Origin of the sequence: Yinghuangia sp. YIM S09857 (assembly GCF_051388915.1) — a bacterium.
Lineage (GTDB): Bacteria > Actinomycetota > Actinomycetes > Streptomycetales > Streptomycetaceae > Yinghuangia.
In genome coordinates this window covers 160884-179364 of sequence record NZ_JBPKBH010000010.1, presented here as the reverse complement: position 1 = coordinate 179364, position 18481 = coordinate 160884, and the positions used below count along the sequence as shown (strand labels likewise).

Genomic DNA, 18481 nt, shown 5'->3' with positions numbered 1-18481 from the left:
CCCTCCCCCCCCCCCGCGTCCCTGGACGGCCCCCTCGGCCACCCCGACCTGCTCGCCGCCCTGTTGAACGTCGTCGAGGCGGGCGAACCGCAGACGGATCGCATCGTCCGCGGCACGGTCCGCGGCACCGATCTGTCGTTCATGTGCACGTTCGGCCTGTGGCCCATGCGCGGCCCCGGCGGCGATCTCCTCGGCGTCGGCGCGACGGTGACCGACGTCAGCGAGGACCAGGCCGCCCTGACCCGCCTCGAACAGGTGCGCTCCCGCCTGGCCCTGGTCAACGAGGCCGAGCTGCGCATGGGCTTCAGCCAGGACGTGGTCGGCTGCGCCGAGCAGTTGCCACTCGTCGCCGTGCCGTCCTTCGCGGACGCCGCCGCGGTCGGCCTGTTCGAGACCCCGATCCCGCTCAACGTGCTGCCCGAGCACGGCTTCGACCCGCCGCCCGGGACCATGCTCCGCACCGTCGCGGCCACGCTGCGCCCGGGCCTGCCCACCCTGCGTCCGAAGGACTACGGCCGGCTGTTCCCGGTCCCCCCGGAGGTACGCGCCGCGCTGCGCCGCCAGCGCGCCGAGCTGAGCGGCACCGGCAGCGAAGGCGACCTGGGCGAACCGGCGCTCGGCGACACCGACATCGGCCCGGTGACGCCGGACGCCCCGCCGCTGCGCACGTACCTGGTCGAGGCGGGGATGCACTCCCGCATCGTGGCGCCGCTCATCGCGCGGGGCCGGGCGCTCGGCGCCGCGATGTTCGCCCGGGTCGCCGGGAGCCCCGCGTTCGAGCCGGACGACGTGCAGACCGCCGAGGAACTCGGGCTGCGGGCCGCCGCGTCCGTCGACAACGCGCAGGCGCACGCCCGGCAGCGCCACGCCGTGCGCACGTTGCAGCGTCACCTGCTGCCGCGCGACCTCCCGGCGGTGTCCGGCCTGTCGCTCGCCCACGCGTACCAGCCCGCCCGCTCCGACCGGCTGGCGGGCGGCGACTGGTACGACGTGGTCCCGCTCGCCGACGACCGCGTCGCCCTGGTGGTCGGCGACGTCACCGGCCACGGCCTCCAGGCCGCCGCGCTGATGGGCCAACTCCGCGTCGCCGTACGGGCGGTGGCCCGCCTCGACATCCCACCCGCGGCACTGCTCGCGCACGTGGACTCACTGATGGACGACTTCGCGGTGGACGGCGAACTGGCAAGCTGCGTCTACGCCGTGCTCGACCGAACGCATCGCACGCTGACCTGGGCGCGCGCCGGGCACCCGCCCCCGCTGCTCCTCGCGCCGGGGCATCCGGGCCGCATCCTGGACGGCCCCCCGAACGCCCTGCTCGGCATCGGCGGCATCGTGTTCGAGGAGACGTCGTACGAGATGCCCGACGACGGCGTCGTGGTCCTCTACAGCGACGGCCTCGTGGAACGGCGGGGGTACGACATCGACACCGGCATCCGGGATCTCGTCCGCACCCTCGACGCGGCCGCGGCGGAGGCCGACGCGGCGGACGGGGTCACCGCGAAGGGGCTGCGCGACGCGGCGCTGCGCGTCCTGCCGTCCGATCCCGAGGACGACGTCGCGGTGCTGGTCGCCCGGATGGGCGACTGACCCGCGCGCGAGCCCGGAAGAACCACGGGGACCACCGACGTGACAGGGCCACCGCCCCGCGCCCGACGCCCTCACACCCGACCGCCCCCCGCGCCCGACGCCCTCACCCCGACCGCCCTCACATCGCCATCGGACCGGCCACCAGGCTGAACCACACCTCCTTGCCGTAACCCGTGGCGCGCGTGCCCCACTCCTTCGCGACCTGGTTGACGATCGCCAGGCCGCGGCCGTCCTCGTCGCAGCCGCCGGCCTCGCGCAGCCCCGGCAGCGACGGCGAGCAGTCCGCGACCGCGCCGACCAGCGTCCCGCCGTCCCGGCCCTCGGGCACCACGCGCAGCGAGACCGCGAGGTGGCTGGAGTCGGTGTGGCGCAGCACGTTGCCGACCAGTTCGGAGACGATCAACTCGGTGTCGTCGATGAGGTCGTGGCGCTCCCATGCGGCGAGCATCGCGGCGGCGAACCGGCGGACCGTGCGGCCGACCGCGGCGTGCGTGCACAGGACCAGTTGGGCGCTCAACGGCACCGGCGCGGGGCGGATCACGGGCACGACGATAGCCATAGTGCGCGGCGCGATCCGCAGGAATGCCGCAACATGCCGACAAGTCCGACAAAAACCAAACGAGTCCACCGGTCCCGCCACCCCCCGCCGCGCCACCCCGTGCCGCCGATCGCCCATGACATCGAACTCACGCTCGACACCCCGGAGTTGATCACCGCACGGTCATCAGGCCACGCGCCGGACCGCCACCGGGCGACATCGGGCGCCCCGGACCACCGGCCCGCACATCCCGGCGCCGAGACGCCCCCTGGTGCCGTCTCCGGGAAGGTTCTCCCGGCGTCCGGTTCCGCGCAGCACCAGGTCGTGTCTGTCGGATCTTGGTGCCGCTCCCGGTCTCCGGTGCCGCGCATCGTTCGCGGGGCCTGACGGCCCTCCCAAACGCGGGCTCGAAGCTCATACTCGCTCGTGGCCGCTCGTACTCGCTCGTGCCCGCGCGTGCCCCGCTCGTACTCGCTCGTGGCCGCGCGTGCCCGCGCGTGCCGGCAAGCGTCCGCAACGCCGCGAGGCGCGGTGTCCAGGGGTCGTGAGCGGTGCAAAGATCCGGCAGACACGACCCAGGCCCGGGATGCGACAATCATGGCCCTTCGTCGAGGATGGGAGCCCACCGGTGCTGGAGCGGCACGAGATAGAGAGCTTCCTCGCGGTCGCCGAAGAACTGCACTTCGGACGGGCGGCGGACCGGCTCCTGGTGTCCCGGGCCCGGGTCAGCCAGACCATCCAGAAGCTGGAGCGGCGCGTGGGGGCGCCGCTGTTCGAGCGGACCAGCCGCCGCGTCCAGCTCACCCCGCTCGGCCAGCGGCTCCGCGAGGACATCGCCGCCCACCACCAGGCGATCAACGACGGCTTCGCGCGGGCGGTGGCCGCGGCACGCGGCGTGGCGGGTGTGCTGCGGCTCGGCGTGATGGGGTCGTACGGCCAGCTGATGATCGACGTGTTCGACACCTTCAACGCCCGGCACCCGGACTGCGAGGTGCAGATCCGGGAGATCCACTTCAGCGACCCGTTCGGTCCGCTGCGCGGCGGCGAGATCGACATCGCGGTGCCGTGGCTGCCGGTGAACGAGCCGGATCTCGCGGTCGGCCCCTCGGTGGGCAGTGAGTCGATCATCCTCGCGGTGTCCTCGCGGCACCCGTTCGCGAAGCGCGAGAGCGTGGGCCTGGAGGAGCTCGGGGACGAGCGCGTCGTGGGCCTGCCGATCGGCAACGCGATGCCGGAGTACTGGGTCGAGGCGCACGCGCCGCGACGCACCCCGTCGGGGCGGCCGATCCCGACCGGGCCGTCCGTGTCGACGTTCCACGAGCTGCTGTCGACGGTCGCGACCGGGCAGGCGATCTCGTACGCCTCCGGGCACGGCGCCCGCTTCTACCCGACGCCGAACGTCGCGTACGTCCCGATCACCGAGGACCCGCAGGTCACCTGGGCCCTGGTGTGGCGCAAGAGCGACGAGAACCACCGGATCCGGGCCTTCGCGGAGGCGGCCCGCGACGCCGCCGAGGCGGTCGAGGCCGCCCTGCACCCGGAGCGGTCCGCGCCTTCCGCGGTCGACGCGGGCTGACGTACCGCTGACGGCCACGGGCCCGCCGGACGGCCCCGGCGCCCTCGCCGGCGCACGGACACGCCCAGCCGCCGAGACGGCCGCGAAGGCCATTTCCCGCAACCGGCAACCCATCCCGCCAAGCCGGACACTCCTGGGACGTGATGACCCATCAGGAGCAAGACCTCACGGACCGGGACCTTTGGCGCAGTGTCGCCGACGGGGACCGCTTGGCGTTCGCGGAGATCTTCGACCGACACGCGGGTGCCGTTTACGGGCACCTGCTGCGCCGCATGGGCGACCACGGCGAGGCGGAGGACCTGACGTCCGCCGTCTTCCTCGCCGCCTGGCGGCGCCGGGCCGAGGTGCGGCTCGACCGCGAGAGCGTGCTGCCCTGGCTGCTCGGCACCGCCAACCACACCCTCGCCAACCGCAGGCGCGCGCTCAAGCGCTACCGCGCGCTGGTCGAGCGCGTACCGCCGCCACCCGACATACCCGACCACGCCGAGGACGTCGCGACGCGCCTGGACGCCGAGCGGCGCGCCGCGGCCCTGCGCCGTTCCGTCGGCCGGCTCCCCCGGCACGAGCGCGACGTCGTCGAGCTGTGCGTGTGGGGCGGGCTCGACCAACAGGCCGCCGCGGTCGCGCTCGGCGTCCCCCTCGGCACCGTCAAGGCTCGGATGCACCGGGCGCGCACTCGGCTCGGCACGCTGGTGCCGGAGGAATTGGAGAAGGAGCGATGAGCCCGTACAGCGACGACCGCCTGCCCGCGCACGACTTCCGGCGGCGGCAGTTGATGGCCGCGCTCGACGCGGACGAGACGCGGGCGGAGGGCGCGCGGACGTCCCGCCGTGTCCTCGTGCCGCTGGCGGCGACCGCCGCGGTCATCGTGGCGTCGGGGATCGGCGTGCTCGCGGCCGAGCCGTGGGCGGACGGTGCGGACGGCACCGGTCCGACGAGCTATCGGGTGCCCGGCGAGAACGGCGTGCCGCGCGAGTCCGCGCGGGTCGGGGACCCGGTGCCCGGCGACGTGGCCGCGCCCGCGCTGGCGACCTGCCTCAAGAAGGGCGCCGCGACGACGCAGTCGTGGGCGGGCGGGGACAATCCGCCGCCGTCCGGCATGGGCGTCTTCCCGACGCCGATCGGATCGGGGCCGCCGACCGGGCTCCCGACGCAGACCAAGCCTGGGCCGGGGCTGAGTTCGCCGCCGATGCCCGGTCCGCCCGTGGATTCCGGTCCGGAGGCGAAGCCGTCCGGTGGGAGCGCGACGGCGCTGCTCCCGCCGCCGCCGGACGGGCCGGAGGGGCAGAAGCCTCAGCCGCTCGGGCGGCTGCCCGAGAAGGCGTCGGCTTACCACCCGGTGCTGACGTCCTGGATCGACGGCGGTGACGGCCGAATCGTGCCGTTCGTGATCGGCAAGGCGCTCGGCCCGGGAATCGTGGCGTGCGTCGGCGAGCCGAGCGACTCCCAGCCCCTGAGCCACTACCTGGACCAGCGCGACCCGTCGGACCTCGGACCGCGGATCGGCGACAACGAGTTCCCGTCCCTCAAGCCGGGCACGAATCCGCAGGACCCCGCGTCGGTGGGGTCGGTGACGCTGTGGGGATTCGCGGACCCGGAGGTCGCACGGGTCGAGGTGAGCACGTCGGGCGGTCCGCCGGTGCGGGCCGAGGTGCGCAACGGCGCATGGGCGGTCAACGGGCCGTTCCCGTATTCGGTGGTCGACGACCGGCGGGTGGAGATCCGCTCGTACGACGCGAACGGCACCATCCTGTCCCAGGGCGGCCGGGGGTCGCGGTGACCGGCGCCGCCCGGCACCATCCCTGACGGTTCGTCACAGACCACACCAACTGCTTTCTGTCGCAAGCCCGTTCGCCCATCCAGGGCGGACGGGCTCGGCGCGTTCCAGAGGCGCGCGGGACACGTGTGACGCGACTCGCGTAGACCCGCTCTTACCACTCGCCGGGGCGTGTGCCTATCATCATCGCCGCACGCTTGCCGGGGGGCTCGCGTCCGTTTCCGCGTTTTTTGTCCTTGCCGAACCCTGCCTTCTTCCGGGTGCCTTCGGGCCCCCGGCTCCCGCTGCCCGCATTCCCGGGGATCCGCGTCCCGGGGCGGCCGCGCCCTGTCCGCGTTCCGCCACCTCCGAGTTCGTTCGCCGCTCCCCCGAAAGGGACGTCACGCCGTGGGCCACATCCACCACTTCTCGTCCGGTCCGCTCACGCCACTGCTCGCGTACGGCATGTCCTGCCTCGGCGCGGCCCTCGGACTCCTGTGCACCTCGCGCGCCCGCGCGCTCACCGGCGGCCCGTCCCGCTGGGCGTGGTTCGCCCTGGCCGCGATCTCGATCGGCGGAACCGGCATCTGGGTCATGCACTTCGTGGGCATGCTCGGCTTCTCGGTCGAGGGCACGCCGGTGCGGTACGACGTGCCGCGCACGGTCGCCAGCCTGGGAGTCGCGGTGGCCGTCGTGGCGGCCGGACTCGTCACCGCCGCCACGGGCCGGGCGCGCCTGGCCCGCCTGGTCACCGGCGGCGTGCTGACCGGCGCGGGCGTCGCGGGCATGCACTACCTGGGCATGTCGGCGATGAACCTGCGCGGTTCGCTGGAGTACGACAAGGTCTACGTCGCGGCGTCGGTCGCCATCGCGGTGGTGGCCGCGACGGCCGCCCTGTGGTTCGCGCTCAACGTGCGCGGCCCGCTCGCCACCGCGGGCGCCGCGCTGGTCATGGGCGTTGCCGTGTGCGGCATGCACTACACCGGCATGGCGGCGCTCAGTGCCGACCTCGGCGCCCCCGACCAGGACGTCGCCGGCGCCGCGACCAGCAGCTTCATCGCGCCGCTCATCACCGGCATCAGCCTGTTCACGGTCGTGACGCTGTTCATCGTGGCGCTGTCGCCGACCGAGGACGAGATCCGCGAGGACGCCGACTTCGACGCGCGCCTCGCCCGGCTGTCGCAGCCCCGGGGCCCGCGGGACGGCGCCGCGCACTGACACCGGCCCGGTCGAGCCCCCGGTCACTCCCCCGTCAGGGCCACCGCCGCCTCCGGCGAGTACAGCGTGAACGTCAGCGACTCGGTGAGGTACAGCCGCACCGTGCCCGCGTCGTGCGACTCGTAGCCGATCGACAGGTCCTGCCCGAGGTGCAGCGTGAAGTCGCCGCCGCGCGTGGAGAGCAGCACCGCGCCCTTGAGCGCGGGCGCCCACACGATCTCGCCGCCGGCCAGCACCCGGGCGACGTGCTCGCGCACCGGATAGCCGTGATTGGAGGTCTCGTTGACCGCGGTGTACGCGTCGGCTCCGAGGAGCAGCGCGTACGGTCCGCCGACCCCCGCGAGGCGCAGCGCGGTCAGCGCGCGCGACACCGCGTCCGGGTAGTCCTCGACCCGCGGTGGCAGCGCCACCGACGGCGTCTCGGCGCCGGTCCGGATCCCGGTGACGCCCGCCTCGTCCCAGCCCTCGAACACCGCACGGTCCTCGGCGATGGCCATCGTCCGGGCGGCGTCCTTGACCGGCTGCCAGTCGGAGTCCGCCGAGCCGCGCAGGACGTCGTCCACGGCCTGGCGGTCCAGTGTGAACGGCACCCGAAGCTCGACCACGTGCCGCGCCTCGCGGCTGACCGCCTGGACCCCGTCGCCGGGTGAACCCAGCGGCCGCACATGCCCGGTGCCGACCGCGGCGAGCCCGGTGCCGGAGGGGCCCGCGAGGTCGACGACCCGGCGTCCGGCCAGGTGCAGGGTGAAGGTGCGGCGGGCCTCGTCCTCGATCTCCTCCCAGGCGGCGTCGGAGATGGGGGCCAGTTCGCGGTGCAGGTTGTTCATCGGGTCGTGCTCCTTTTCAGGCTGCCGATGCGGAGGGAACCGTCGTACGGCCGGGCGGGCGCGGTGTCCGCGGTGCTGCCGGCCGCGGGCCGCGCGGCGTGCGAGCCGTCGGGGGCGGGCGGCGGGTCGTCCAGGAAGTCCTGCGCCGGGACGAAGTACAGCGACCCGGTGACCGCCGTCGAGAAGTCGAGCAGCCGGTCGTGCACGCCGGGCGGGTCGCCCAGGAACATGTTGTCGAGCATGCGCTCGGTGACCGCCGGCGTGGCGCAGTAGCCGATGAAGTACGTCCCGAACTCGCCGCGCCCGAGCGTCCCGAACGGCATGTTCAGCCGGACGATCTCCAGCTTGTTGCCGTCCTCGTCGTCGATGTCGGTGAGGGCGATGTGCGCGTTGGGCGGCTTCACGTCGTCGGACATCTCGATGTCGGACAGCTTGGCCCGGCCGACTGCGCGCTCCTGGGCCTCGACCGGCAGGGCGTTCCACGATTCCATGTCGTGCAGGTACTTCTGCACGATCACGTAGCTGCCGCCCGGGAAGTCCGGCTCGGCGGCGCTCGTGGTGATCGCCGCGCGGTGGGCGGGCGAGCCGACCGGGTTCTCCGTGCCGTCGACGAAGCCGAGCAGGTCGCGGTCGTCGAAGTAGCGGAAGCCGTGCACCTCGTCCTGCACGGTGACGGCACCCGCGAGCCGGTTCATCAGGTGGGTGGCGAGCTCGAAGCACAGGTCCATGCGCTGCGCACGGATGTGGAAGAGCAGGTCGCCGGGGGTCGAGGGCGCGCGGTGGGTGGCGCCGACGCGCTCCTCCAGCGGGTGCAGCTCGGCGGGGCGCGGCCCGGCGAACAGGCGGTCCCACGCGTCGGAGCCGATGCCGGTGATGCAGGTCAGCGCGTCCTGCGGGGCGCGGAAGCCGACCGCGCGCACCAGCCCGGAGATGTCCGCGACCAGGTCGCGCACCTGCTCCTCGCCACCCTCGTCCACCGTCAGGACCAGGAAGACCGCGGCGTTCGTCAGGGGGGCCAGGACCGCCTGCAACACGGGCTGCGGCTGGTCGGGCAGCGGCTGCGGGGACGGCTGGGTCATCCGGCGGCTCCTCTCGCTCAGGTGCTTTGTGATGGACTGATGCAGATTGCCCGCCGCGAGATCAAGACATACCCGACTTTCGTCCCGGTTCTCCGAGATCTCGGCCACGACGCCCGACGTGTCCGACCGTCGGGGCAGGATGGTGGTCATGCGTCTCGACGAATGGCAGGAAACCGACGAGTACTTCGACCTGCTGGCCGCGGGCAACACACCCGAGATGACGCGCTTCCTCGGCGGCCCCGAGCCGGAGGCCAAACTGCGGGAGCGCCATGTGCGGTACGCGGGCCTCGCCGGGGCCGGGGCGGGCCGGATGTTCGGCATCCGCGCGGGTGTCGGGGACACCGCCGCCATCGTGGACTCCGTCGACGACGTTCTGCCGCTCGCGGGCTCGGTCGGCTATTGGGAGCGCGAATGGCTCGGCGGCACCGTGTGGGAGGCGGGATGGGCGGTGCTGCCGGCGTTCCAGGGCCGCGGCCTCGCCGTAGCGGCCGTCATGGAGATGCAGGAGCGGGCCGCGGCGGAACGGCGGCACCGGATGCTGCACGCTTATCCGAAGGTGGACCACCCGGCGTCGAACGGCGTGTGCCTCAAGACCGGGTTCACGCGGCTCGGCCCGGCCGATTTCGAGTACCCGCCGGGTCATCGAATCCGGTGCAACGACTGGTGCTTCGCGCTCTGGGACGATTGAGCTCCGGGACGAGTGAGCGGTGCGGGCCGGTTCAGTCCTCGCTCTCCCGCAGCTTGGCCAGGAGGACGGACAGGTAGCTCCCGGCCGGGTCCTTGACCGCGGTCAGCAGTGTGACGTTGCCCTTGGCGGCCTCGGCCCGCAGTCGGTCCATGCCCTCCCGCTCGGTGTCGCCGTCGAGTTCGTCGGCGTAGCGAACCGCGAACTCGTCCGCACGGGCCTCGGGATCTGCGTGGAACCACTTGCGGAGCTCCGCGGACGGGGCGACCTCCTTGGCCCAGACGTCGACGGCGGCCTTCTCCTTGCTGACGCCGCGCGGCCACAGGCGGTCGACGAGGACGCGGAGGCCGTCGTCGGGGCCGGGCGCGTCGTACACCCGTGCGACACGGAAGCCGGTGGGCAGTTCGGGAACCTCGGCGAGACGTTTCGTCATGATCCGAGTATCGGTCGGTCGGCCCCGCGAAACCCTGCCGACACAGCGCTGCCCGATAATGCGGTGGCATGGCGCCCGCCGTGCCACCGACGAGCACGAGAGAGAGTTGAATGACGTTCGAGCAACAGGACGCCGAGGCGACCGGCACCGCCCGCGCCGAGACGGACGCGGCGACGGGCGCCGGGGCCGGCGCCGCGCCGGGCGACGCGATGGGCATAGCCCTGGTCGCCCACGACGGCTGCAAGGCCGAGATGGTCGCGTGGGCGGGCGAGCACCGGGAGATCCTGGGTCGGCACCGCCTCTACGCGACCGGGACGACGGGCGGCCTCGTCGCCGAGGCGACCGAGTTGCCGGTGAAGCGCTTCCGCAGCGGGCCGCTGGGCGGCGACCAGCAGGTCGGCGCCCGGATCGCCGAGGGTGACGTCGACCTGCTGGTGTTCTTCTGGGACGCGCTGACCGCGCAGCCGCACGAGCCGGACGTACGCGCGCTGCTGCGCCTCGCCGTGCTGGCGAACGTGCCGGTCGCCTGCAACCGGGCTACGGCCGACCTGGTCATCACCTCACCACAACTGGGCGGCGGACACCGCGAGCACGTGGACAGCCGCCTGGCGGGCCGCGTGGCGTCGTGAGCGGGTGACCCGAGGGGCGCCCCGCGGAAACGGCCACGAAATCGGGCCGCACGAAGACGGACCGCGGGGAAGGGCCGCAGCGCAACCCTGCGGGTCGCGCCGAGACCGCCCATACGCCCGCGACCCGTCGTCCGCCGGGCCAAGCCCGCAGCCCGACCCTCAGACCACCACCTCAGAACATCCCGTTGTCGTGCGGCAGGCGCGGCGGGACCGGAGTGACGACGTCCCAGTGCTCCGCGATGTACCCGCCGCCCGCACCGGTGCCGTGCACGCGGAACAGGTCGTGGAAGGCGTGCGGGCTGCCGCCCAGGCTCCCCGACGACAGCGTGTAGACGAACTCGCCCTCGGCGACGACCCGGTGCACCCGGTCGTAGCGCGGCACGAGCCCTTGCGCGGCCATCGCGGCGGACGCGGCGCCCAGTCCGGCGATGCCGTCGCCGGTGCCGGGATTGTGCTGGGCGAAGTCGTCGGCGGCCACGAACTCGGCTATCCGGTCGTACTCGCGGTCGATCAGAACCGTGCGCAGGAACGTTTCACCAACCTGACGGCTGGTGGCGCGCTGACCCGGACGGGTGACGAGCGTGGGACCGTCGGTCTGCGAGCGCCCGCTGACGGTGGCCCTCGCCTCCGGAGTCAGTGCGTCCCAGTGCTCGGCGATCCGGCCGTCGGCGATGCGGAACAGGTCGAAGGCGACCAGCGGCCGCGGGCCGAGCCCGTGGTAGGTGCCGTGCATGAGCACCAGGTCGCCGTCGCAGAACATCCGGGCGCAGGCGTACGAGGAGGTCTCGGGCAGTGCGGCGACGTGTGCGCGCAGTGCGTCCGGGCCGTCGCCGAGCAGCGCGCTGTGCTGCCGGAAGTCCGGCGCGACCAGGCGCGCGACGGCGTCCGGGTCGCGCTTGGCGAACATCTCGTCAACGGCTCGGGTCACCACGTCCTTGGGTCCCTGGGGCATCATCGGCACCGCTCCTCACGCTCCGCCCGCCCCGAGACGGGTGATCACTGTGTGCGACTCATCGTGGCGCAAGGTCACGCAACCGTCATCCGGAGAGCGGTCGGCGGCCCGCGCGACCCGGCCGGGGAATGCGTCGACGGGCACCGCGTTGTGGCTGGTGTGACTTCGTTTTCGCGCGGTACGCGCCTCTCGGTGCTGGATCGGTCGCGCACGCGGCGGGGCGAGCGGTACCCCGAGGCGCTGCGCGCGACCGTTGCGTTCGCGCGGCAGGCCGAGGACCTCGGCTACCACCGCTTCTGGGTGTCCGAGCACCACGCGGTGCCCGGGGTCGCCGGATCCGCGCCGACCGTGCTGGCGTCGGCGGTGGCCGCCGCGACGCGGCGGATCCGGGTGGGGACGGGCGGCGTGATGCTGCCGAACCACCGGCCGATCGTGGTCGCCGAGCAGTTCGGCGTGCTGGAGTCGCTGTTCCCCGGGCGCATCGACATGGGCCTGGGCCGCTCACTGGGGTTCACCGACGGGATCCGGCGCGCGCTGGGCCGGGACAAGTCGGCGGCGGCCGAGTTCCCGGCACAACTGGCCGAGCTGCTGGGCTACTTCACGGGCGATCAGGATGCCTTCCCCGATGTGCACGCGCGGCCGGCCGAGGGTCTGCGTCCGGCGCCGTTCGTGCTGGCGACGGGCGAGGGCGCGGGGTTCGCGGCGGCGGCCGGACTGCCGCTGGTGATCGGGACGTTCGGCGGCGAGGACCGGATGCTGCGCGCGATCGACGCGTACCGCACGGATTTTCGGCCGTCGGCATGGGCGCATGAGCCGTATGTCGTGGTGTCGGGCAGCGTCGCGGTGGCCGACACCGAGCGTGAGGCCGAGGAACTGCTGCTGCCGGAAGCCTGGTCGGCGGCGTACTCGCGGACGCACGGGGTCTTCCCGCCGCTCGCCCCGGTGGCGGAGATCCGCGCGACGGCGATGACCGCGCGGGAGCGCGGATATTTGGAGGAGTCGCTGCGCGGCCACATCCGGGGCACGGAAGAGCAGGTCGCGAGCGAGCTGTCCCGCCTCGTCGCGGCAAGCGGGGCCGACGAGTTCCTGGTGACGACGAGCACGTTCGACCGGGAGGCGCAGCTGGCGGCGTACGCCCGGCTCGCGCGCGTCATGCGGCTGCCCTCCGGGGCGACGGCCGCGGCCGCCTGAGCCGAACCGCTCGCCTCCTCACCCTCCTCTTGCCCTCCTCAAGAAAACCTGTTTTCCTGACTCGGCCGCCGCAGCGCACCACCGCAGCACCGAGGAGAGCCGAGCATGAAGTACGCCGCCATCGAACGCCCTGCCGACGGGGTCGCCCTGGTCCGGCTCAACCGTCCCGACCGGCTCAACGCGCTCAGCCCGAGCCTCGTCTCCGACGTGTACACCGCCTTCCGCACGCTGAACCGCGAGCGTGGCATCCGCGCGATCGTGCTGACCGGGGCGGGCCGCGGCTTCTGCTCGGGCGCCGACCTGAGCGGCGACCCGGACCCCGCGCCGGACGCCGACGGGCGCGGCAAGGTCGGACTCGTCTACCGGACGCAGGAGCACCTGGTCGACATGATCCTGGCCGTGCACGAGTGCGAGAAGCCGGTCATCGCCGCGGTGCACGGAGCCGCGGTGGGCGGCGGGCTCGCACTGGCGCTGGCCTCGGACCTGCGGGTCGCGGACACCACGGCCAAGTTCGGCTCGGTGTTCATCAAGGTCGGCCTGTCGTCCGCGGACGTGGGCACGTCGTACCTCCTGCCGCGCCTCGTCGGGCCCACACGCGCCGCCGAACTCATGCTGACCGGACGCCACTTCACCGCGGACGAGGCGGACCGCTTCGGCATGCTGAACGCGCTGACCCCCGAGGGCGGGCACGTGGACGCGGCACTCGAACTCGCCGGGCAGATCGCGCAGAACTCCGAGTACGGCGTGTGGATGACCAAGAAGGGCCTCTGGGCGGGCGTCGAAGCCAACAGCCTGCGGCAGCAGTTGGAGCTGGAGAACCGCACGCAGGTGCTCGGCACGTTCACCGGCAACATGACCGAGGCCGCGGCGGCCTTCCGCGAGCGCCGCGCTCCGGTCTGGCAGGACATGTAACCGCACAGCATGGCGGCCCCGCCGACCATCGGCTTTCCGACGGTCGGCGGGGCGTCAACTGCCTTCCACCCCAGTGCCGTTGCGGCCCGGGGTCGTGACCAGAGGCAGGAACAGCGTGTCGACGATCTCCTCGATCACCTCGTCCGCCACCGGCCGGAAGGTCATGAAGAACTCCTGCTTCAGCAGGTCGAACGGCAGCGACTTCATGCGCTCGGTCACCCGCACGGGGTCGATCTCCCCGCGTGCGACGGCCCGTTCGTAGATGGGGTCGAGCAGGTTGGGCCGCCCGGTCCGCTTCGCGAAGTCGCGCAGGTCGGCCGGGCTGGTCCCGGTCTCCTGGTAGTAGGCGGCCAGTTGGATGCTCATGATCACGGCCAGGTGCACGCGCGTGGCGTTGATGCCCTGGAGCAGCCCGATCATGTCGCCGCGCAGCGAACCGGTGTCGGGTGTCTCGACGGGGATGCGGGCGGACGCGTGCAGCACGGCGGCGCGCACCAGGTGGTGCCGGTCGGGCCAGCGGCGGTAGAGGACGGGACGGCTCGTGCCGGCGCGCTGCGCGACCGCGTCCATGGTGAACCCGGCGTAGCCGCGCTCGACGAGCTCGTCCCAGGCGGCGTCGAGCAGGGCTTCCTCCAGCTCGCGGCCCCGGCGGCGTTCCGCCATGCGTCCGCACCTCCCACGCCCCGTTCACAAGAAACACTTGCGCATCTTAATCGGGGGTGCCTACGATCGCCACGCTAAGAAACATCGATGTATCTTAGGTGGCCCCGTGAACCGTGCACGCCCGAACGCGTCCGTGCCCCCGCCCGACGGCCCCGACGCGGTCGGCCGGGCCGCCCCGGACGACGAGAACCGCGTCGACCCCGCCGTGTGGCGTACCGCCTTCACCGTGATCGTCGGAGCCCTGGCGGTCGTCTTCGACACCACGATCGTCAGCGTCGCGCTCAACGACCTGCGCACCGAACTGGACGCGCCGCTCAGCACGATCCAGTGGGTCAGCACCGGCTACCTGCTCGCCATGTTCGTCACCATCCCGGTCGCGGGCTGGGCGCAGACGAGGTTCGGCGGCAAGCGGCTGTGGATCGCCGCGCTGGGGGTGTTCCTGCTCGGCTCGGTGCTGTGCGCGGCGGCGTGGAACGCGGAGAGCCTGATCGCGTTCCGCGTCGTCCAGGGCATCGGCGGCGGGGTGATGATGCCGCTGATGATGACCCTGGTCATGCAGGCCGCCGCGGGCCGCAACATTGGCAAGGTCATCGCCACCATCTCGCTGCCCGCCGCCCTCGGCCCGATCCTCGGGCCGGTGCTGGGCGGCGCCATCCTCCATGTCGCCGACTGGCGCTGGCTGTTCCTCGTGAACGTGCCCTTCTGCGTGGTGGGCGCCTGGCTCGCGCTGCGCAACCTGCCCGCCGACCCGCCGCCCGGACGTGCCCCGCTCGACGTCGTCGGGTTCCTGCTGGTCTCGCCCGGCGTCGCGGCGGTCATCTACGGGCTCTCCCAGTCCGAGGGCAGCGCCGGCTTCGCGAGCGCCCGCGTCCTCGGCCCGCTGCTCGGCGGACTCGCGCTGGTCGCCGCCTTCGTGGTGTGGGCCCTGCGCCGTCCCGGCGGCGCGCTGATCGACCTGCGGCTGTTCCGCAACCGCCCGACCGCCTCGGCCTCCGCCCTCGGGTTTCTCACCGGCGCCGCCCTGTACGGCGCGATGCTGCTCATGCCGCTCTACTGGCAGCAGGTGCGCGGCGAGGACGCGCTGGGCGCGGGCCTGCTGCTCATCCCGCAGGGCGTCGGCGCCCTCGTGTCCCGCGGCGTCGCCGGCCGCGCGATGGACCAGTACGGGCCGCGCGTCGTCGCCGTGGTCGGCTTCGCGGTCTGCTGCATCGGCACCGTGCCCTTCGCCTTCGCGACCGACAGGACCCCCAACGCACTGCTCCTGAGCGCGCTCTTCGTGCGCGGCCTGGGCCTCGGCGCCGCGGTGATCCCGCTCGCGGGCGCCGCCTACGCGGGGCTCTCCGGCACGCAGATCCCGGACGCCAGCATCATCACCCGGGTCGCCCAGCAGGTCGGCGGCTCGGTCGGCACCGCGGTCCTGGCCGTCGTCCTCCAGCACACCGCGTCCGGCGCGGGCACCCCCGCGGAACTCGCCGACGGCTTCGACCAGGCCTTCTGGGGGGCCGTCGGGTTCACCGCGCTCGCCGTCCCGCTGTGCCTGCTGCTGCCCGGCCGCACGGGGAAGGCCGGTTCGCCGGGCCGGGCCGGCACGCCCGTCCCGGCGGCCGAGCCGGTGACCGGCGCCGGAGCGGTCCGTCAGGGCAGGACCTCGACGTAGCCCTCGGTGCCGTGCACGCGGATGCGCTGCCCGTCCCGGATCAGCCGGGTCGCCCCGTCCACGCCGACGACGGCGGGCAGGCCGTACTCTCGGGCGATCACGGCGCCGTGCGTCATCACGCCGCCGACCTCGGTCACCAGGCCCGCGATGCCGACGAACAGCGGCGACCAGCTGGGGTCGGTGTAGGCGGTGACCAGGATGTCGCCCGCGGCGAGGTCGGCCTCGGCCACGTCGTGGACGACGCGGGCGCGGCCCTCGACGGTGCCGACCGAGACGGGCACGCCGGCCAGCGCCCCGGGCGGCAGGTCGTCGCGGTGGTAGGAGCCGTTGAGGCATTCGCCGTCGGACGTCAGGACGCGCGGCGGCGTGAGGGCGAGGTGCGTGCGGAACTCGTCCCTGCGCCGCCGGATGAGGTCGCCGTCGAGCTTGTGCGTGCGTACGACCTCCTCGAACTCCCGGTACGTGAGGTAGTAGGCGTCCTCCCGGTCGGCCAGCACCCCGGCGTTCGTCAGGCGCTCGGCCTCCGCCAACAGGGCCTGCCTGTAGAGGGAGTAGCGGCTGACGATGTCGTACTTCGGGTACTCGCGGTAGCCGATGAAGGTCCTGACCCGGTCGATCATCGCCTTGGCCTCGTCGGCCCTGCGGTCGCCGTCCGGCAGCTCCCGCAGGCGCGCGAGCACGTCCTGCTCCTTGTGCTCGGCCTTCCGGCGCCCCTCCTCGAAGCGCCGCGCGGCGGCTCCGGGGGCGAAGTTCCGGACGTTGTCGAGGATCACCGGCACGAGCGCGGAAGGGTGTTCGCGCCAGCGCGGCCTGGTGATGTCGATCTCGCCGACGCAGCGCACGCCGTAGCGGGCGAGATACGCCTCGATGGCGTCGCGTGCCTCGGTCCCGCCCGGGAATCGCGGCAACTCGTCCAGGAATCCGTCGTCTTCGACGCCGCGGAGGTACGCCACCACCTCGGCGTGCGGGCGGATCACGTCCGCGACGTCGAGCAGCGCCAACCCCATCTCGGAAGTGATGTTGCCGGGCGCGGACAGGGTGAGCGTGTCGGCCGCGTTCTTCTCGCCCAGCCACGCGTGGAGGTTGTCGTTGAGCCACCATGTGGCGTCCATCCCGGCCATGATCGCCCGCATGTTCAGGGGATCGCCGAGGACGCGCTTGTGTTCCGCGAACGCCTCGGCCAGGTACGTGAAGAGCTCCGGCCCGGTCTTCGTGCGGATGTCGCGCTCCAGGGCGGCCAGGGACGCCCGACTGCGCTCGATCAGCCCGGTGACGACGGCCGGGTCGGTCGGGATCGGGGCGGGGGTGTTCGCGGCGGGCGGCGGTCCGGCCGGGGCCGTGTCCGGCAGTTGCGCGATGAAGTCGCCGCGGGCGAGCACGGTTTCCAGCGCGTCGCGGATGAGCGGGTCGCCCTTCCCGATCAGCTCCAGCAGGGCGGCACGGCTCGCGGGCGCGGCGAGGCGGGCGGTGGCGTCGACGAACAGCCTGCCACCGGCCGCATGCATCGGCACCATGGCCGTCAACTGCCACATGGACAGCCCGAGCGGCTTCATCGCGTCGGTCATCATTTGCTGGTGGCCGACCGAGACGTAGACACGGTTCGCGCCGTCGTCGGACTCGGGGTCGGGGCTGGGGACGGGGAACAGTGTTGTGATCGGCCTGCTCTGCACGATGGCGAAGTCGTCGGCGACCAGGCACCATTCGATGTCCTGCGGGCGGCCGAAGTGCGCCTCGATGCGCCGTCCGAACCCCGCCAGGCGGACCGCCTGAGGATCCGTCAGCGCGGGCTGCCCCCGGCGCTGTTCGTCGACCGGCACGTCTCGGGTGCCGCCGCCGGGGAGGGCTTCGAGGACGCGCTGCTTGGCGGCGACCGTCCGTTCGACGACCTCGCCGTCACGCACCTTGAAGACGTCGGGGGTCACTACTCCGGAGACCAGCGCCTCGCCGAGGCCGAACCCCGCGTCCACGGTGGAGAGCGTGCGGTCGCCGCTGACGGGGTCGGCCGTGAACAGGATGCCGGACGCCTGCGGGACAACCATCTCCTGCACGACGACGGCCATGTGGACCGCGCGGTGGTCGATGCCGTTGTGGCGGCGGTAGGCGACGGCCCGCTCGGTGAACAGCGAGGCCCAGCACCGGCCGACGTGCCGCAGCACGGCGTCCGCGCCGACGACGTTGAGGTACGTGTCCTGCTGCCCCGCGAAGGACGCGGTCGGCAGGTCCTCGGCCGTCGCGCTGGACCGGACGGCGAAGGCGGCGCCGTCGCCGAACCGGCTCAGTGCGGCGGTGATTTCGGTGACGATCGCCTTCGGGACGGGAGTCTCCTCGACGGTCCGGCGGATCACGGCTGCGAGAGTGCGGGCCGCCTCGCGGTCGTCGGGGCCGAGGTGCGACAAGCTGTTGAGCCGCGAGTCGAACTCGGCGTCAGCGGCCCGCACTTCGTCGAGGACCGTATGGAAGGCGTCCGTCGTCACCACGAAGCCGGGCGGCACGCGGATGCCGTCGATCCGCGAAAGCCCGCCCAGGTTTGCCGCCTTGCCGCCCACCAGCGCGATCTGGGATGCGTCGGTCTTCCGAAGATCCACCACATATTTCCGGGTCACCGCTGTACCTCCGAAGCAGACGCGCTCACTTGGCCTGGAACGGTCGACGATTCTGCGCGCCCACGGGGGCCTTGCCGCAAGGCCCCGGGTCGGATATACGTTGTGAAGGGCAAGGAGATCACTCCTTGCCCTTCACACGTACGGCCGCCGGTACGGGCGGGTCACACCTGGTCGG

At 73.1% G+C, this 18481-nt stretch carries 17 protein-coding genes; 10 read left to right on the top strand and 7 right to left on the bottom strand.

What is annotated here, in order from left to right; translation table 11 throughout:
• Positions 1–1587 (top strand): PP2C family protein-serine/threonine phosphatase (locus ACRX5S_RS22500; protein ID WP_436774838.1); only part of this gene is annotated, 1587 nt, incomplete at its 5' end.
• A gap of 118 nt (positions 1588–1705) precedes the next feature.
• On the opposite strand, the gene ACRX5S_RS22495 is transcribed toward ACRX5S_RS22500, so the two are convergent.
• Complete coding sequence (locus ACRX5S_RS22495) at positions 1706–2128, bottom strand: ATP-binding protein (protein WP_436774837.1); 423 nt, start codon at positions 2126–2128, stop codon at positions 1706–1708.
• A gap of 625 nt (positions 2129–2753) precedes the next feature.
• Here ACRX5S_RS22495 and ACRX5S_RS22490 point away from each other — a divergent pair.
• The 4 genes from ACRX5S_RS22490 (at position 2754) to ACRX5S_RS22475 (ending at position 6675) form a co-directional block, all read left to right on the top strand.
• On the top strand, positions 2754–3701 hold the full coding sequence (locus tag ACRX5S_RS22490; protein ID WP_436774836.1) for a LysR family transcriptional regulator: 948 nt from the start codon (positions 2754–2756) through the stop codon (positions 3699–3701).
• A gap of 143 nt (positions 3702–3844) precedes the next feature.
• Positions 3845–4423, top strand: a complete 579-nt coding sequence (locus ACRX5S_RS22485) for an RNA polymerase sigma factor (protein ID WP_436774949.1) — start codon at positions 3845–3847, stop codon at positions 4421–4423.
• Positions 4420–5481: a hypothetical protein gene (locus ACRX5S_RS22480; protein WP_436774835.1), complete on the top strand. Its 1062-nt coding sequence runs from the start codon at positions 4420–4422 to the stop codon at positions 5479–5481. Before ACRX5S_RS22485 ends, ACRX5S_RS22480 begins: the two co-directional genes overlap by 4 nt.
• A gap of 384 nt (positions 5482–5865) precedes the next feature.
• The gene (locus ACRX5S_RS22475) at positions 5866–6675 is read left to right on the top strand and encodes an MHYT domain-containing protein (RefSeq protein ID WP_436774834.1); all 810 of its coding nucleotides are present in this window, start codon (positions 5866–5868) and stop codon (positions 6673–6675) included.
• Positions 6676–6698: 23 nt separating this feature from the next.
• Here the strand turns inward: ACRX5S_RS22475 and ACRX5S_RS22470 are convergent, their stop codons facing one another.
• Positions 6699–7502, bottom strand: a complete 804-nt coding sequence (locus ACRX5S_RS22470) for a family 1 encapsulin nanocompartment shell protein (protein ID WP_436774833.1) — start codon at positions 7500–7502, stop codon at positions 6699–6701.
• Positions 7499–8581 carry a Dyp-type peroxidase gene (locus ACRX5S_RS22465; protein WP_436774832.1) on the bottom strand — a complete coding sequence of 361 codons (1083 nt, stop codon included), beginning with the start codon at positions 8579–8581 and terminating at the stop codon, positions 7499–7501. The genes ACRX5S_RS22470 and ACRX5S_RS22465 overlap by 4 nt, the downstream gene beginning before the upstream one ends.
• A 148-nt stretch (positions 8582–8729) precedes the next feature.
• Between ACRX5S_RS22465 and ACRX5S_RS22460 the strand changes: the two genes are divergently transcribed.
• On the top strand, positions 8730–9269 hold the full coding sequence (locus tag ACRX5S_RS22460; protein ID WP_436774831.1) for a GNAT family N-acetyltransferase: 540 nt from the start codon (positions 8730–8732) through the stop codon (positions 9267–9269).
• A gap of 31 nt (positions 9270–9300) precedes the next feature.
• On the opposite strand, the gene ACRX5S_RS22455 is transcribed toward ACRX5S_RS22460, so the two are convergent.
• Complete coding sequence (locus ACRX5S_RS22455) at positions 9301–9699, bottom strand: DUF488 domain-containing protein (protein ID WP_436774830.1); 399 nt, start codon at positions 9697–9699, stop codon at positions 9301–9303.
• Between the two features lie 110 nt (positions 9700–9809).
• Between ACRX5S_RS22455 and ACRX5S_RS22450 the strand changes: the two genes are divergently transcribed.
• Entirely contained in the window at positions 9810–10328 is a 519-nt protein-coding gene (locus ACRX5S_RS22450) for a methylglyoxal synthase (RefSeq protein ID WP_436774829.1), read from the top strand.
• Positions 10329–10500: 172 nt separating this feature from the next.
• On the opposite strand, the gene ACRX5S_RS22445 is transcribed toward ACRX5S_RS22450, so the two are convergent.
• A complete protein-coding gene (locus ACRX5S_RS22445; RefSeq protein WP_436774828.1) occupies positions 10501–11283 on the bottom strand; it encodes a nuclear transport factor 2 family protein in 783 nt (260 codons plus the stop codon).
• A gap of 156 nt (positions 11284–11439) precedes the next feature.
• On the opposite strand from ACRX5S_RS22445, the gene ACRX5S_RS22440 reads away from it, so the two are divergent.
• Positions 11440–12471 (top strand): MsnO8 family LLM class oxidoreductase, encoded by a 1032-nt coding sequence (locus tag ACRX5S_RS22440; RefSeq protein WP_436774827.1) that lies wholly within the window; start codon positions 11440–11442, stop codon positions 12469–12471.
• Positions 12472–12576: 105 nt separating this feature from the next.
• Positions 12577–13383, top strand: coding sequence for an enoyl-CoA hydratase/isomerase family protein (locus tag ACRX5S_RS22435; RefSeq protein ID WP_436774826.1), 807 nt, complete (start codon positions 12577–12579; stop codon positions 13381–13383).
• Positions 13384–13437: 54 nt separating this feature from the next.
• Here ACRX5S_RS22435 and ACRX5S_RS22430 read toward each other — a convergent pair whose 3' ends face one another.
• Positions 13438–14046 carry a TetR/AcrR family transcriptional regulator gene (locus ACRX5S_RS22430; RefSeq protein ID WP_436774825.1) on the bottom strand — a complete coding sequence of 203 codons (609 nt, stop codon included), beginning with the start codon at positions 14044–14046 and terminating at the stop codon, positions 13438–13440.
• A gap of 106 nt (positions 14047–14152) precedes the next feature.
• Between ACRX5S_RS22430 and ACRX5S_RS22425 the strand changes: the two genes are divergently transcribed.
• Positions 14153–15703, top strand: a complete 1551-nt coding sequence (locus ACRX5S_RS22425) for an MDR family MFS transporter (protein WP_436774824.1) — start codon at positions 14153–14155, stop codon at positions 15701–15703.
• On the opposite strand, the gene rph is transcribed toward ACRX5S_RS22425, so the two are convergent.
• Positions 15682–18306: a rifamycin-inactivating phosphotransferase gene (gene rph, locus ACRX5S_RS22420; protein ID WP_436774823.1), complete on the bottom strand. Its 2625-nt coding sequence runs from the start codon at positions 18304–18306 to the stop codon at positions 15682–15684. The genes ACRX5S_RS22425 and rph overlap by 22 nt on opposite strands.
• Positions 18307–18481: the final 175 nt, after the last annotated feature.